Genomic DNA, 14310 nt, shown 5'->3' with positions numbered 1-14310 from the left:
ACATACCGCATGACGGGGCTGGTAACCAGCGGTGAAAAGCGTCTGGTTCTTGTATCGGGTCGAGCACACATTGAACTCGCCCAGCAGGTTGGCGAAGAGTTAGGTTGCGGAGTTTCTCCGACGACCGCGTATGACTTTGCCAGTGGGGAAACCTACGTTCGTTTTAACGAATCAGTACGTGGTGCGGATGTCTTCGTCCTGCAATCGCATACCGGTGAAGTGAATAAGTGGCTGATGGAACAGCTCTTGATGATCGATGCAGCGAAGCGAGCATCGGCCAAGCGCATTACCGCAGTCGCCCCCTATTACCCCTACGCGCGCCAGGATAAGAAACACCTGGGGCGCGAACCTATTTCTGCCCGGCTTATTGCTGATCTGTACAAGACGGCAGGAGCGGATCGCATCATGAGCGTTGACCTGCACGCTTCGCAGGAACAGGGCTTCTTCGACGGTCCGGTTGACCACCTCTGGGCAATGCCCGTCCTAGTTGAGTACGTGCGCTCGCACGTTGATCTGTCCAATGTCTGCATGGTCTCGCCCGATGCCGGTCGTATTCGTGTCGCAGAGAAATGGTCAGCAAAGTTGGGTGGATGCCCTCTGGCCTTTGTTCACAAGACTCGTGATACCACCCGTCCCAATGTCGCTGTTGCTAACCGTGTCGTTGGTGATGTTGCGGGTAAGCAGTGTGTGCTGGTCGATGACATGATCGATACCGCCGGTACCATTTCCGAGGCCGTTAAGGTTGTGATGAACGCGGGTGCCTCGTCTGTTATCGTTGCTGCAACTCACGGCATTTTGTCCGATCCTGCAGCTCAGCGTCTTTCCGAATGCGGTGCCCAGGAAGTGATCGTTACTGACACCCTGCCCATTGCACTTGAGAAGCGCTTCGATAATCTGACAATCCTGCCGATTGCTCCGCTGCTTGCACGTGCAATCCGCGAGGTTTTCGACGATGGATCGGTCACATCTCTCTTTGACGGGGTCGCCTGAGGCCTCAAAACGCGCTATTCTGGCTAGGTTGCTCCGGCGAGGGCGCGAAAGCGCCGTTATCGACAGGGCTTTCTGTAGGGTTATCCTTCAGATTCCTAGCGCCGGTGCGTGGAATGAACTATTTGAAGGAGGCTCTCATGAGCAACCCCACGCTGGTCGCACAGACCCGTTCTGAATTTGGTAAGGGTGCAGCACGTCGCGCACGTCGCGCAGGCCTGGTCCCCGGTGTCCTTTACGGTCACGGTGGCGAGCCCGTTCACGTTGATCTCCCCGCTCACGAGCTCTTCCTGGCTGTCCGTGGCCAGAAGAACGCTCTGCTTGAGCTGGTTATCGAGGGCAAGAAGCAGCTTGCTCTGGTGAAGGAAGTTCAGCGTCACCCCGTCTCCCGCGATCTGCTCCACGCCGACTTCCTGGCCGTCAAGGCCGGCGAACTGGTTGACGTTGAGGTTCCCGTTTCGATCATCGGTGAGCCCGCAGCCGGCACCCAGCACACTCAGGAAGAGTTCGCACTGCTGGTTAAGGCCCCCGCCACCGCTATCCCCGAGTCCATCGAGGTTGACATTACCGGTGTCGAGGCCGGCACTGCCGTTCGCGTCGCTGATGTGACCTTCCCCAAGGGCGTTGTCTCCGAGCTCGATCCCGAGACCGTTGTTGTCACGGTTTTCGAAGAGGTCGTCGAGGTCGAGGAAGAGGAAGCACCCGCCGAGGCTGCTGCAGAATCTGCCGAGTGATCTCACTTCGCTTGAGGGAGGCTTGCCGTTTGGCAAGCCTTCCTTTTTATTACACTGAGAAGTATGAATCGACTTCACGTCATTATTCCCGCCGGGGGAGTGGGCTCTAGGCTGTGGCCACTGTCGCGTAAGGATCGGCCGAAATTTCTGCTTGACCTTCGCATGAGCGGAAAGAGCTTGCTCCAAGAGACCATTGACCGTCTGGCTCCAATTGCCGCTTCTTTCACGATTGTCACGGGGCGTGCACATGAACAAGCCGTTCGTGCTCAGATCCCCCAGGGACTTGATGTCACTGTTCTTGTCGAGCCTCAAGGACGCGATTCGATGCCCGCTATCGGTTTGGCGGCTTATGTCATTCGCCAGCGCTTTGGTGACGAGGCTCCGATTGCTTCCTTCGCGGCCGACCACGCGATTACCCATCCTCAGGTTCTTCTTGACTGCGTAGAACGTGCGCTGGAAGTAGCTCAGAAGGGCTACGTTGTCACGATTGGCCTCAAGCCGCTGACCCCTTCAACGGCCTATGGCTACATCGCCCCGGGAGAAACCTTTGAGAAGGAGTCTGCCGAAAAGGGATCTATCGTGCGCTCTTTCGTTGAGAAACCGGATGAAGAGACCGCGAAGCGTTACTGCGAACAGGGCTACCTGTGGAACGCTGGAATGTTCATCATGACCGCAGGGACTCTTACTCGTGCACTTACGCGTTTTCACCCCGATATGGATGCGCATCTAAGCGCGATTGGAAGCCAATGGGGAAGCGATAACTTTGCCCAGACGCTCAGCGACGAATGGCCCGCACTGACGAAGATTGCCATCGATCACGCCATCGCCGAACCACTTGCCTCCGAAGGGGGAGTGGCCGTTGTTCCTGCGAGGGATATGGGCTGGACCGATGTCGGCGATTTTGATGCGCTTGCGCAGATTAGCTCTGAAGGCCAGGCCCTTCGGATTGACTCTCCTGGTTCATTCGTCCGATCTTTGACCGGCCAAAAGATTGTTGTGGTTGGAGCGCCGAATATGGCTGTCATCGCGACAGAGGACGCAATCTTGGTTGTTGACCGTAATCGCGCGCAGGACGTGAAACACGTGGTTGACCAGTTGACGCAGAGTGGAGAGGAAGAACTCCTTTAGGATGAAGACCATGACTCGACACACGCGTGCACACCTATACGCAGCAACAAGTGCTTTTCTGCTTCTCCTTGCTGGCTGCTCCTCAGCCCCTGCCTCACATGCTCAAACTCAACTGTGCGGAATTTCTGACGCAGCTGGGTGGGATAGTGCGACCTCGCAGACTCCGGCGAAACGGGCAATTTCGCAGGCGGCCTCGGAAATCGGAGGGGAGGCAAAATTTGCTACCGGCGCAGGTGAATTGGACGGCCTTCTTAAGGGCGGATGCACCATTGTTGTCTCCGAAGGTCAGGGAATGACCCAGGCGATCACTCAGGCGGCAAAGAAATACTCATCAGTTCGCTTTATTACCGTTAATTCTGGTTTCGAATCAGCAAATAAGACTGTCGAGCTCGGTAATGGCAAGGCTGTTGTCTCGCGCGCAACCCAGGGCGCCTATATGGCTGGCTATGCTTCCGCAGGTTTGACGACGACCGGAACCATTGCCGGATTTGGTGGGATTGAAACCAGCGAACGCGAAGCATTGATGGATGCCTTTGCGCAGGGAGTCGACGCCTACAACCTTTCGTATGGGACATCGATCCGCTTTGAAGGATGGGATACCACCCGCATGCGCGGAACCTTCACCGGAAACGATGATCCGGCAAGCATTAAGGACGCAGCGTCCAAGGCGCTTGCTGCGGGTGCAGATATCTTGGTTCCCTTCGCAGACGCTGGGAACCAAGGTGCGCTCCACGCACTTGAGGCAGCTGGAAATAACTCGGCCCAGCGCGTGGTATGGATGGGGGATGATCTTCCCAGCGATCTTCCCCAGGTTATTACAGCGGTCACTACGACCACGAAGGACCATGCGACCGAGGCTATTACTTCCGCACGAGGAAGCGATTTCTCAACGAATGCGGTCATCGATTCTCTTGATAATAACGGCGTGACGCTGGCTCCTTTCGCTGCTCATGAGGCACTCATGACCCCCGAGCTCAAAGACTCCTTGGCGTCGATGCGCCAGCAGCTGCTTACTGGCAGTCTTGTGATCACGACCCAATTTGATCCCCTCTTGATTTCTCCCCATAAGTGAAGGAACCCATGGAACACACACACCAGAATTCCTCCTATCGTCGAGGCCCGGTAATCCTTCGTGGAGGAAAGATCCCCCGCGAAACATCCGATACCGGCCTGCTGCGCCCCCAGTCCTCTGCGGATTGGCTGCACGAGGACCCCTGGAGGGTGCTTCGTATCCAGTCGGAGTTCGTCGAAGGTTTTGGAGCGCTTGCCGAGTTGGGGCCGGCAGTGTCGGTTTTCGGCTCGGCTCGCACCCCTGCCGGAAGCGAAGATTGGGAGCGTGCGCGCGCCATTGGCTCCCTATTGGTTCAGGCGGGCTTTGCCGTGATTACCGGTGGGGGACCGGGAATTATGGAAGCGGCCAATAAGGGTGCGTGGGAAGCGGGAGGAACCTCCGTCGGCTTGGGAATCGAGCTTCCTCACGAGCAGGGAATGAATGAATGGGTCAATGTTGGAATTAATTTCCGTTATTTCTTTGCCCGCAAGACCATGTTCATGAAGTATTCTTCGGGCTTTATCGCTATGCCGGGTGGTTTTGGCACCATGGATGAGCTGTTTGAGGCGGCAACCTTGGTGCAAACCGGTAAGGTACATTCCTTCCCGATCATTTTGGTTGGGCGCGACTATTGGGGTGGATTAGTTCAATGGATTAATTCGACCATGAAGGAATCGGGAATGCTTTCAAGTAATGACCCTCAACTTTTGCACGTGGTCGATAGTCCCGAAGAAGCTGTGGAAATAGTAATTGGACACAAATAATTCAATACCTTACTAAATTACGCCATTCTCGGTAGAATAAATGTGTTTTTAGCGGTATTTAATACCCGGCGTTCAGAAGGGAAACGAACATGGCAGCTATGAAGCCGCGAACCGGAGATGGCCCCCTCGAGGCAGAAAAAGAGGGTCGTGGGATTGTCATGCGTATCCCCAGCGAAGGCGGTGGCCGTCTGGTCATCGAACTCAGCGCTGACGAAGCACAGGAACTGGCTCAGGCCTTAGCTAACGCCCTGTGAGGCACTCAGGGCTTCCTCAAGAGTCAGACTCCCGACATAGAGAGCCTTGCCAACAATCACTCCATCCAGATAACCTTCACGCCTCAAGGTGTGGATATCCTCGACATGACGGATTCCTCCTGAGGCAACCAGAAGCGTAGGTGTTTTCGCCCGTAGATCTCTGAGTAGGTCTACGGGCGGACCCATAAGTGCCCCGTCTCGTTGGCGCTCGGTGACGATGTAGCGCTGCACACCCGCAAGATCTAGAGCGCGGCAGACTTCCCAGAGGTTCCCCGCGTCTCCATCAACGCCTCGTGGACGAATTCGATCGCCCTCTACGTCAATGCAGATGTTGAGGTGCCCGGCAAACTCAGCGATCAAAGTGCGGACCCGATCGATATCAACCAAGGCTTGAGAAGCCAGATTGACGCGATCAGCACCTGCCTGAAGCGCTGCTTCGATATCCTCCCCGCTGCGTACACCACCAGACCACTCGATGCGGCATTCAGAGGTGTGCCTGCCTGGGCCGGATGCTCCAGATCCGTCCAGCTCAGAAATTACCTCAGAAAGCACATCTGAGTTGCTTCCTCGCTCAAAGGCCGCATCAATATCGACCAGATGAATCCAGCGAGCACCCTGAGCGATGAAGGAACGCGCAACCTCGCAGGGATCAGCACTGGCCTGGTCCTCACCTCCGTCAGCTCTACGGTGCGTGAGGGCCCGGCCATTGGCGATATCAAGTGCGGGAAGAATATCCACGACTCAGTTGTTTCCGTGATTGAGGGTCGCTTGGTACATCGGTGCGAAGAACTCGCCCAGCCGCACAAGAGTTTCGTTCAGCGCTTCTCGAGTGCCGTTCTTTTCCTCTTTCGCGATTTGGGCCGCGTGCTCGGCGATGATGCGCACGATCGCTGAACCCGAAATCGCGCCATCTGCTCCCGCTTGGAGTGCAGCACGCACGTGTTCGGGTCGCGAAATTCCAAACCCCAAGAGAACGGGAGCGGCCGCTTCTTCGCGAAGCTTTGCAACCGCCTCGTGCAAGCCCACGGTCGAGGCCTCGTGATCTGCGCCCGTCACGCCCACGCGAGAGACCGCGTAGACGTAGCCGCGTGCAGAGTGCGCGACGTCGCTCAGGGTGCGAGGCGAGGCCGATGGGGGAGCGATGTACACGCTGTCGATGCCCGACTTGAGTGCTGCTTCTCCAAATGGATGCCCCTCGCGGATCGGGAGATCTGGAATGAGTACCGAATCGACTCCCGCCTGCGCGCAGAGCTCATAGAAACGATCAACCCCAATGGAGAAGGGCACATTCGCGTAGACCAGCAGGCCGATGGGGAGATCGGGGTGTGAGTCGCGAATGCGAGAAATGATCCGGAAGCACTCATCGATAGCAGTACCGGCCTGAAGGGCCCGCAGGTGTGCTTCCTGAATAACAACGCCGTCTGCGACCGGATCTGAGAAGGGAATCCCAAGCTCCAGAGCATCTGCGCCATCGGTGATGAGCGCCTCGATGATGGCCTCGCAAGATGAAGGAGTGGGGTCACCCAGCATAACGAAGGGGACGATTGCCCCGCGTTCCTGTGCGGCGCAGCGCTCAAACATTGATGCGTAGCGAGTCATCGTTCCTCCTTAGATGAACCCAGATCATAGGAATGAGTCCTATGGGTTCCAGAACCGGCGCGTTCTTGTGCAACAAGCTCAGCGGCGCGGGCAACGGCTCCGTCCCTAGAGAAGGAGCCTCCCAAGCGCTCGCGGACTTGGTCAAGGTCCTTGTCACCTCGGCCGGATAGACACACAAGCAGTGTGGGGACGTGTCCCTCGCGTGTCTCGAGCCCCTCGGTGTGGCCCGTATCCTTGAGCTCGCGCGCCATCTTGAGGGCGTAAGCCAAGGCGTGAGAGGACTCCATTGCCGGAATAATTCCCTCATGACGTGAGAGGTCGATGAAGGCGTTGACGGCCTCGTCATCGGTAATTCCCACGTAGTGAGCGCGGCCGCTCGCAGCTAAGTAGGCGTGCTGTGGACCGACACCGGGGTAGTCCAAGCCGGCGGAAATTGAATAGGACTCTTCGACTTGTCCCTCGTCAGTGCGCATGAGGTAAGAGCGCGCACCGTGAAGAACGCCGACCTTACCCTCATGAATCGCCGCGCCGTGGTGTCCGGAATTCAGCCCCTCACCCGCAGGTTCAACACCGTAGAGTGCAACAGATGGGTCGTCAATAAAGTCAGCGAACATACCGATTGCATTCGAGCCTCCACCCACGCATGCAATAACCGCGTCGGGGAGTGCACCGGTTTGCGCGAGGATCTGAGCACGGGCTTCGGTTGAAATAATGCGGTGGAATTCGCGAACCATGGTGGGGAAGGGGTGCGGACCGGCCGCGGTTCCCAACAGATAGTGCGAGGTCTTAAAGGTCGCTGTCCAGTCGCGCAGGGCCTCGTTAACGGCGTCCTTGAGGGTCCCACTGCCCGCGGTCACGGGGACAACAGTTGCACCCATAAGCTCCATGCGCTCGACGTTTGGGGCCTGTCGAACAACATCGACCGCGCCCATGTAGATCGTGCATTCCAATCCCAAGAGCGCGCACACCATTGCGGTTGCGGTCCCGTGTTGGCCGGCTCCGGTTTCAGCGATGATGCGCGTCTTACCCATGCGCTTAGCCAGCAGAGCCTGTCCCAGAACCTGATTACCCTTGTGTGCGCCACCGTGGACCAGATCTTCACGCTTGAGGAAGATCCGAGCACCGCCACCGGGAAGGTTGCGCAGCTCTGTGACGGGGGTGGGGCGTCCCAGGAACTGATGGAGCAGAGTGTTGATCTCCTCGATGAAGGTTGGGTCGTCAATTGCCTGGACGAAGGCTTCTTCAAGCTGGTCCAGTGCGGGGATCAGAAGCTCGGGAACGTATTGTCCGCCGAATTGTCCGAAGTAGGGAGAAAGTTTCGTTGGGCGCTCGGGAGTTTCTTCGTCGTTTGTGCCCTCTGTCTTTGCGCCGAGGCGCTCACTGGAGTAGGGCCTCCACGAGGTGTGCAGTGCAACTTCTTCGAGGAAATCATGGCCGGCACTGGGCTGGCCTCCTGTGATCTGCCAAGCTGCCTGCGCGGGATCATCCGATCCCGAGAGCGAGGAGCCAACCAACAGTGCATCAACGTAAGGGGCAAGAGTCAGCACATCATCGCGCGAATGAACGCCAGACTCGCCAACGATCACTGCTCCCTGTGGAGCAAGGGGAGCCAGCTTCTGCGTGCGGGTGATGTCGATCTGAAGCGTGCGCAGATCGCGATTGTTGATGCCAATAATGCGTGCGCCCAAGCGCTGGGCGCGGCGCATATCCTCTTCGCTGTCAACTTCGGTGAGGACGTCCAATCCCAGGCGATGTGCCGCCAAGGAAAGTTCTGTGTAGTCCTCATCGTCCAAAACGGACAGCATCAGTAGGATCGCATCTGCCCCGTGCGAGCGAGCAGCCGTGATCTGAATGGGATCGATGATGAAGTCCTTGCACAAGACAGGCTGGTTAACCTCGTCTCTGACCTCATCGAGATCAGTGAAATTACCGTTAAAACGGTCGGGCTCTGTTAACACACTGATCGCTGCGGCGTAGCGTGAGTAGGCACGAGCCAAGAGACGTGGAGAATATGCCCCCTCGATAATTGTGCCCAAAGTTGGTGAAGCGGACTTGCACTCCATGATGATTGCCGGGCCGCTGGGATGAGGCTGGAAGCCTTCCTTTTCGTCGTAACGACGCGTGCGTAGTGCGTCCTCAAAAGAGCGTGTCGAGCGAGGAAGCGTCAGGGGATCGATGTGTCCGTAGGCCTCGTGCAGTTCGGGAAGACGCGTACGACGCTGAGCGACGATCGAATCAAGGACGGTCCCGGTTTCGCGCAATCGCGTGGAAATGGGAGAGAAAGACGGCTGGTTCACTGATTCTCCTGCTCTTTCAATTCGCGTGCGGTTGAAACGATGGTGTCAAGGTGGGAGGCAACGGCGCCGCTGGAGAGTTGCGACAGTGCCAATTCAGTTCCCTGGTTCAAAGATTCCGCCTTGCCAGCCAGATAGAGCATCGCACCGCTTGTCGCAGCGATGGCCTCTCGTTGGGCTGGCGCACCCTTTCCGGCGAAGATCTCAGAGATCAGACGCAGGTTTTCTTCTGCATCCCCACCGACCAACTCTGAGAGTGGAGCAGGAGTAATTCCCAGCTCCTCAGGGGTCAGGGTAAATGAAGCAATACCCTCTGGGGTGATCTCGCGGACCTCGGTGGGGCCATGGACAGCAAATTCGTCCGTACCGCTACCGTGAACCACCAGTGCATGCTTCAGGCCCAAGGACGCCAAGGCCTTCGCAACGACATCGAGGAGTTCAGGTTTACCAACCCCCAGTACCTGGTAGGACAGCGGTGCAGGGTTCACCAGGGGACCGATGAGATTGAAGATTGTCGGGTTCTTCAAAGCGCCGCGCACGGGTGCAACATAGCGCATCGCCGGGTGGTACTTCTGTGCGAATAAGAAGCAGAAACCGGTGCGTTCCAGGAGCGCCGCTGAAGAGGCGGGGGAGAGGTCTAGGGGGATACCTGCAGCCTCAACAAGGTCTGCGGCTCCCGCCTTCGAGGACACCGCTCGGTTACCATGCTTGGCAACCTTGAGTCCCATGGACGCCGCAACGAAAGCCGAGGCCGTCGAGATATTGATTGTTCCGACACCGTCACCGCCCGTTCCAACGACGTCAATGACGTCTGGGGCCGTTGTCGTGAAGTGTTGTGCTGCTGAGCGGAAAGCTTCCGCAGCACCCGCAATTTCACTGGGCTGTTCACCGCGCGCATGAAGCGCTCCAAGGAAAGCTGCGATTTCAATTTCGCTGAGTTCCCCGCGTGACATCTCCTCGAAAACGGAACGTGCCTGTTCCTGGTCTAATACGTGACCGTTCAATGCGCGGCGCAGAAAGGACTCACTCATGTTCATTCCTTGAATTAGTAGCGGTGGATAGGGTTAGGTCAGTCAGTAGAGCACGCAAAAGAAGCGGCCCAGCCGGGGTTAGGATCGATTCTGGGTGGAATTGCAGACCGATACACGGTGCACTGCGGTGACGCGCAGCCATGACAATCCCATCACGGGTGTGTGCTAAGGAAACCAAAGCATCGGGAAGGCTACGCGTGCCCAGAGAATGGTAACGAGCGACGGAAATATATCCGTGCTCAGCATCGTCACCGGGACGAGGTGCCTCTGCAATTGCGGAGAAAGCAGGATCTTCAATACCGGCCTCGGTAAGCTCAATGCGGTCGGTGCGCCCATGGGTTGCCCCTACGGGGCCGACGATGCCCCCACAGGCCTCGACCATTGCTTGGAAGCCCAGGCAAATCCCCAATGTTGGGATATTCTCGCGGAGGGCCACCTCAAGGATGTCCATCATGTTTCCTGCGCCTCGGGGGTGTCCCGGACCGGGGGAAAGAATCAATAGTGGGCGTTCTCCCGCGGCGCGCTCGGCTTCGGTCGGAACAAGTGCCTTGAGGAGCGTTGCTGTTGGGGTCGTATTGCGGAAGACCTGCACTGCGGCCTCGCGGGCGGTTAAATCCACCAAGTTATAGACGAAAGAATCGCGGTTATCCAGGAAAATCACGCGCATCTTAGAACTCGCTTTCTTCCGCATTTGAGGAAATAGTTAACGGCCGAGCGGTTGAGGCGGCCAAAGCGCGCAAAACAGCGCTTGCCTTGTGGACGGTTTCTTCAGCCTCGCGAGCGGGGACAGAATCTGCAACGACTCCGGCTCCGGCCTGCACGATTGCCTGTCCGTCCTTGACGAATGCCGAACGGATGACGATGCAGGTATCAAGTTCTCCGTCGCCTCGAAGGTAACCAACAGCACCACCGTATGAACCGCGGCGTTTGCCTTCGTAGTTGCGAATGAGCTCTGCCGCACGAAGCTTTGGAGCGCCCGTCAGTGTACCCATGGTCATCGAGGCGCGGAAAGCGTCCAAGGGGTGCAGATCTTCTGCCAGAGTGCCGCTGACCTCAGATACCAGGTGCATGACTCGGGAATAACGGTCGACGCGCAAGAGCTGTTCAACGCGACGAGTTCCTCGTTGTGAAACGCGCGCGACATCGTTGCGTGCCAAGTCGACGAGCATAACGTGTTCGGCAACTTCCTTCGCATCCGAACGCAATTCAAGTTCCAAGCGGATGTCTAGTTCGTGATCGATGTTGCCGTCGGGGGCAAATCCTCGAGGGCGTGTCCCCGCGATCGGACGAATTGCAACCGTTCCGTCCTTTGCTGAATGAAGGAGCGAGGATTCCGGAGATGCTCCGAAAAGCTCGAAGTCGTCCGCGCCGATATAGAACATGTAAGGACTGGGATTCTCATCTCGCAAAAAGCGGTAGCTTCTCAGTGCATTCGGGCAATCCGCGATAAAACCGCGCGAGGGAACGACCTGGTAGATGTCGCCAGCAGCGATGTGCTCTTGCATGGTCGTAACCAGAGCCTCAAAGTCATCATCAGAGATGGTCGGGCGTGCAATAAGAGGCTGCGATGAAGGATCGATCTTCATTTCCGAGGCCGTGGGAGTCTCGGTCGACAGCGGGGCGTGGTCGATAGCCTGGGCAAGCGCATCGATTTGCCGCTCAAGAGAATCACGGTCGAGTGAGGCTCCGACAATGTTGGCGCTTTGCGAAGGATGGTCGACGACCAAGATGATTCGCGCAAGGAAGAACAGGTAATCAGGGCAGGAATTAAATCCCTGTTCGATATCGGGTAGGGATTCGTATGTTGCGAGGTAATCGAAAGAAACGGTTCCGGCGACCAAAGGCAGGTGCGGGTGATCGATGGGAGTATCGGTAAGAACTCGCAACGGCTCCATGGTTGCGCGCTCTTTCAAACGTGTTTCCTCATCGGCCTCGTCTTCGCGGAGGGAAGGGAGCTCAAAGAGAGCATGCGTGTCCTTCCGCTCGCGTAGAGCGTTCGGGAGAGCCTCGCAGACCTGATTGAGCGCGCTTTGGCCATCAACCGGATTGGTTGAGGTGACGCGTACGAAGTCTCCATCGCATTGAATCGACGCGGAAGTATCAAGAACCGCAATGGTGGTGAGGTGCTGCTTCGAAGCGATATCGGCGCTATCCAACAGGACAACTCGTGTGGGGTGGCCCGAGGCCGATTGGGGGACCAATCCCTTCTCGCACAGGTACGCCAAAAGCTTGCCGCCGTCTGGGTGGTAGCGCACCTCGCGCGAGATCACGTGGGGTGTGTCTGCGTGTGTCATTGTGTTCCTATCCCTTGCCCTCGGCGGGCCAACGCAACGAAAAAGGCCCGCCACATGAGCGAGCCTTGATCATTTCCAGGTACGTCAAAGGAGGCCCGCCCTTAGGGGAGCCACCACCACATCTGTGATGCTGAAGTACCAAACATGTTTTTCATACTAATGCGGGGTGCTCGGGGGCGCCAACGGTACCAGTAAGTGAGACATACGAAGTGAGTCGGATAGGGGAATCATCAAGAGCGGTGCCCGTAGATCGCGAGAACGAGATCTACGGGCACCAGAAGAAGGGAAGAAGAAGCGGCCTGGCTCAGCGTCGTTTGACTGCAGCAAGAAGGCCATCGCCAACGGGGAGCATCGCGGGAATGAACTCCTCAGAAGATCCCAGAACCTTTGCAATCTCGCGCATCATGACGGTTTGCTCATCGCGCTGCGCGGGATCAGCAACCTGGTCATGCCAGAGAGCGTGGACAATCACGATCAGTCCGCCGGGGCGGAGGACACGGAGCGCATGATCCAAATAATCGGGGATTTCAGCGTTGGGTGCATCGATCACCATCATGTCGTAACCGCGGGCAGCCATACGGGGCAGAACATCCAGCGCGCGACCGGCAATGAGGCGGGTGCGTTGGGAGGGAATCCCAGCTGCCGTAAAGGCGCGGCGTGCGTGCTTGTGAAATTCGACCTCTTGATCGATAGTGGTCAAAACTCCATCCGGAGACATACCTTGGAGCAGCCAGAGACCAGAAACGCCGGCACCCGTACCAATCTCCAGAACCGCTTTCGCGCCGCAGGTTGCAGCCAGAAGACGAAGGGCGGCGCCAACTCCGGTTGAGACAGGATCAGCACCCAAATCGGTGGCAGCCTCGCGAGCTTGCGCAAGAAGCTCGTTTTCTTCGACGAATTCTTCTGCGAAAACCCAACTCAAGGCTTTATCTGACGCCATCTTTTCCTCCGCACTCGTGTACCTATGTCTCATAGGTTACGCACAACCCTTGTCAACTTTATGACTACGCGCCATGGTGGCGGCGATTCCTTGAATTAAATGGTTTTGTTCAGGGGAGCGACACCCAGCGGGCGTCCCGCAAGTCCGCGCGAGGCGTGAGCAAGCTTTCCAGCGAGCTCTTGGAGGACCTGCGCAGCGGGACCTTCGTGTGTTGAAACAGGATCGCCAGCGTCGCCGCCTTCGCGTAGTGAAATGTCCAGCGGAACCTGTCCCAGAAGCGGAACCGAATAGCCGAGCTGAGCGCTCAAACGATCAGATACAGACTGGCCGCCACCGTGACCGAAGATCTCCAACTTGGAGCCGTCAGGCTGGGGGAGGTAGGACATGTTCTCGATGACACCGATGACCTTTTGATCAGTCTGGGTTGCAATGGAACCGGCGCGCTCAGCGACCTCGGCCGCAGCAATCTGCGGAGTTGTCACAACAAGAATTTCAGCATTGGGCAGGAGCTGTGCGATTGAAATTGCAACATCACCGGTGCCGGGAGGCATATCGATGAGTAGAATATCAAGGTCGCCCCAGAAAACATCTGCAAGGAATTGCTGAAGTGCGCGGTGGAGCATGGGGCCACGCCAAATGACGGGCTGGCCATCGGGGACGAACATGCCAATCGAAACGACCTTGACTCCTTCGGCTCCCAAAGGCGGAATAATCATTCCGTCAATGACCTGAGGATCATGGCTCACTCCCAGCATTCGAGGAATTGAGAAACCGTAGATGTCGGCATCCATCACGCCGACCTTGAGGCCTTGGCGAGCCAATGCAGCGGCAAGGTTTGCGGTCATTGAGGACTTGCCGACGCCGCCCTTTCCTGAGGTGACGGCAATGACGCGTGTCAGAGAATCGGGGCGTGCAAACAGAATTTCGCGCTCGGGGCGACCGCCGTTGAGCTTTTCGCGAAGAGCCTTTTTCTGCTCATCGTTCATGACATCCATGGTGACCTTGACATCCGTCACGCCATCAAGGGCGCTGAGAGCCTTATTCACGTCCTCTGAGATCGTTGTGCGCAGAGGGCACCCCGCTGTCGTCAGCAAGATCGTGACCGAAACCGTTGAGCCATCGATATTGATGGCATCGACCATATTGAGATCAGTAATTGGACGACGAATTTCGGGGTCGATAACAGTCGACAGGGCATCAAGAACGTTCTGCGAGGTCAAAGTCATGGTGTTAA

At 57.2% G+C, this 14310-nt stretch carries 14 protein-coding genes; 6 read left to right on the top strand and 8 right to left on the bottom strand.

Annotation, left to right across the window (positions count from 1 at the left end; all coding sequences use genetic code 11):
• Nucleotides 1–9 precede the first annotated feature (9 nt).
• The 6 genes from KHW85_RS05445 (at nt 10) to KHW85_RS05420 (ending at nt 4918) form a co-directional block, all read left to right on the top strand.
• On the top strand, nt 10–990 hold the full coding sequence (locus tag KHW85_RS05445) for a ribose-phosphate diphosphokinase (RefSeq protein WP_291459103.1): 981 nt from the start codon (nt 10–12) through the stop codon (nt 988–990).
• A 137-nt stretch (nt 991–1127) separates the two neighbouring features.
• Entirely contained in the window at nt 1128–1721 is a 594-nt protein-coding gene (locus tag KHW85_RS05440; RefSeq protein WP_291459102.1) for a 50S ribosomal protein L25/general stress protein Ctc, read from the top strand.
• A 63-nt stretch (nt 1722–1784) separates the two neighbouring features.
• On the top strand, nt 1785–2849 hold the full coding sequence (locus KHW85_RS05435) for a mannose-1-phosphate guanylyltransferase (protein ID WP_291459101.1): 1065 nt from the start codon (nt 1785–1787) through the stop codon (nt 2847–2849).
• Nucleotides 2850–2859: 10 nt separating this feature from the next.
• Nucleotides 2860–3921, top strand: a complete 1062-nt coding sequence (locus KHW85_RS05430) for a BMP family ABC transporter substrate-binding protein (RefSeq protein ID WP_291459100.1) — start codon at nt 2860–2862, stop codon at nt 3919–3921.
• Nucleotides 3922–3929: 8 nt separating this feature from the next.
• A complete protein-coding gene (locus KHW85_RS05425) occupies nt 3930–4664 on the top strand; it encodes a TIGR00730 family Rossman fold protein (protein WP_178704557.1) in 735 nt (244 codons plus the stop codon).
• Nucleotides 4665–4753: 89 nt separating this feature from the next.
• Nucleotides 4754–4918, top strand: coding sequence for a DUF3117 domain-containing protein (locus KHW85_RS05420; RefSeq protein ID WP_178704554.1), 165 nt, complete (start codon nt 4754–4756; stop codon nt 4916–4918).
• On the opposite strand, the gene KHW85_RS05415 is transcribed toward KHW85_RS05420, so the two are convergent.
• The 8 genes from KHW85_RS05415 to KHW85_RS05380 form a co-directional block, all read right to left on the bottom strand.
• The gene (locus KHW85_RS05415) at nt 4901–5656 is read right to left on the bottom strand and encodes a HisA/HisF-related TIM barrel protein (RefSeq protein ID WP_178704551.1); all 756 of its coding nucleotides are present in this window, start codon (nt 5654–5656) and stop codon (nt 4901–4903) included. The two genes, KHW85_RS05420 and KHW85_RS05415, sit on opposite strands and share 18 nt — an antisense overlap.
• A 3-nt stretch (nt 5657–5659) precedes the next feature.
• Nucleotides 5660–6517 carry a tryptophan synthase subunit alpha gene (gene trpA / locus KHW85_RS05410; RefSeq protein WP_178704548.1) on the bottom strand — a complete coding sequence of 286 codons (858 nt, stop codon included), beginning with the start codon at nt 6515–6517 and terminating at the stop codon, nt 5660–5662.
• A complete protein-coding gene (gene trpB / locus KHW85_RS05405; RefSeq protein WP_178704545.1) occupies nt 6514–8814 on the bottom strand; it encodes a tryptophan synthase subunit beta in 2301 nt (766 codons plus the stop codon). The genes trpA and trpB overlap by 4 nt, the downstream gene beginning before the upstream one ends.
• The gene (trpD, locus tag KHW85_RS05400; protein ID WP_178704542.1) at nt 8811–9842 is read right to left on the bottom strand and encodes an anthranilate phosphoribosyltransferase; all 1032 of its coding nucleotides are present in this window, start codon (nt 9840–9842) and stop codon (nt 8811–8813) included. Before trpD ends, trpB begins: the two co-directional genes overlap by 4 nt.
• Complete coding sequence (locus tag KHW85_RS05395; RefSeq protein WP_291459099.1) at nt 9835–10533, bottom strand: gamma-glutamyl-gamma-aminobutyrate hydrolase family protein; 699 nt, start codon at nt 10531–10533, stop codon at nt 9835–9837. Before KHW85_RS05395 ends, trpD begins: the two co-directional genes overlap by 8 nt.
• Nucleotides 10511–12136 carry an anthranilate synthase component 1 gene (locus KHW85_RS05390; protein ID WP_178704540.1) on the bottom strand — a complete coding sequence of 542 codons (1626 nt, stop codon included), beginning with the start codon at nt 12134–12136 and terminating at the stop codon, nt 10511–10513. Before KHW85_RS05390 ends, KHW85_RS05395 begins: the two co-directional genes overlap by 23 nt.
• Nucleotides 12137–12440: 304 nt before the next feature.
• Entirely contained in the window at nt 12441–13076 is a 636-nt protein-coding gene (locus KHW85_RS05385) for an O-methyltransferase (protein WP_019127244.1), read from the bottom strand.
• A 95-nt stretch (nt 13077–13171) separates the two neighbouring features.
• Nucleotides 13172–14302 (bottom strand): Mrp/NBP35 family ATP-binding protein, encoded by a 1131-nt coding sequence (locus tag KHW85_RS05380; RefSeq protein WP_178703712.1) that lies wholly within the window; start codon nt 14300–14302, stop codon nt 13172–13174.
• Between the last annotated feature and the right edge of the window lie 8 nt (nt 14303–14310).

Origin of the sequence: Actinomyces sp. oral taxon 181 (assembly GCF_018370895.1) — a bacterium.
Classification (GTDB): Bacteria; Actinomycetota; Actinomycetes; order Actinomycetales; family Actinomycetaceae; genus Pauljensenia.
Note: the sequence above shows the minus strand (reverse complement) of the source record. Positions and strands in the feature narration are given on the sequence as shown.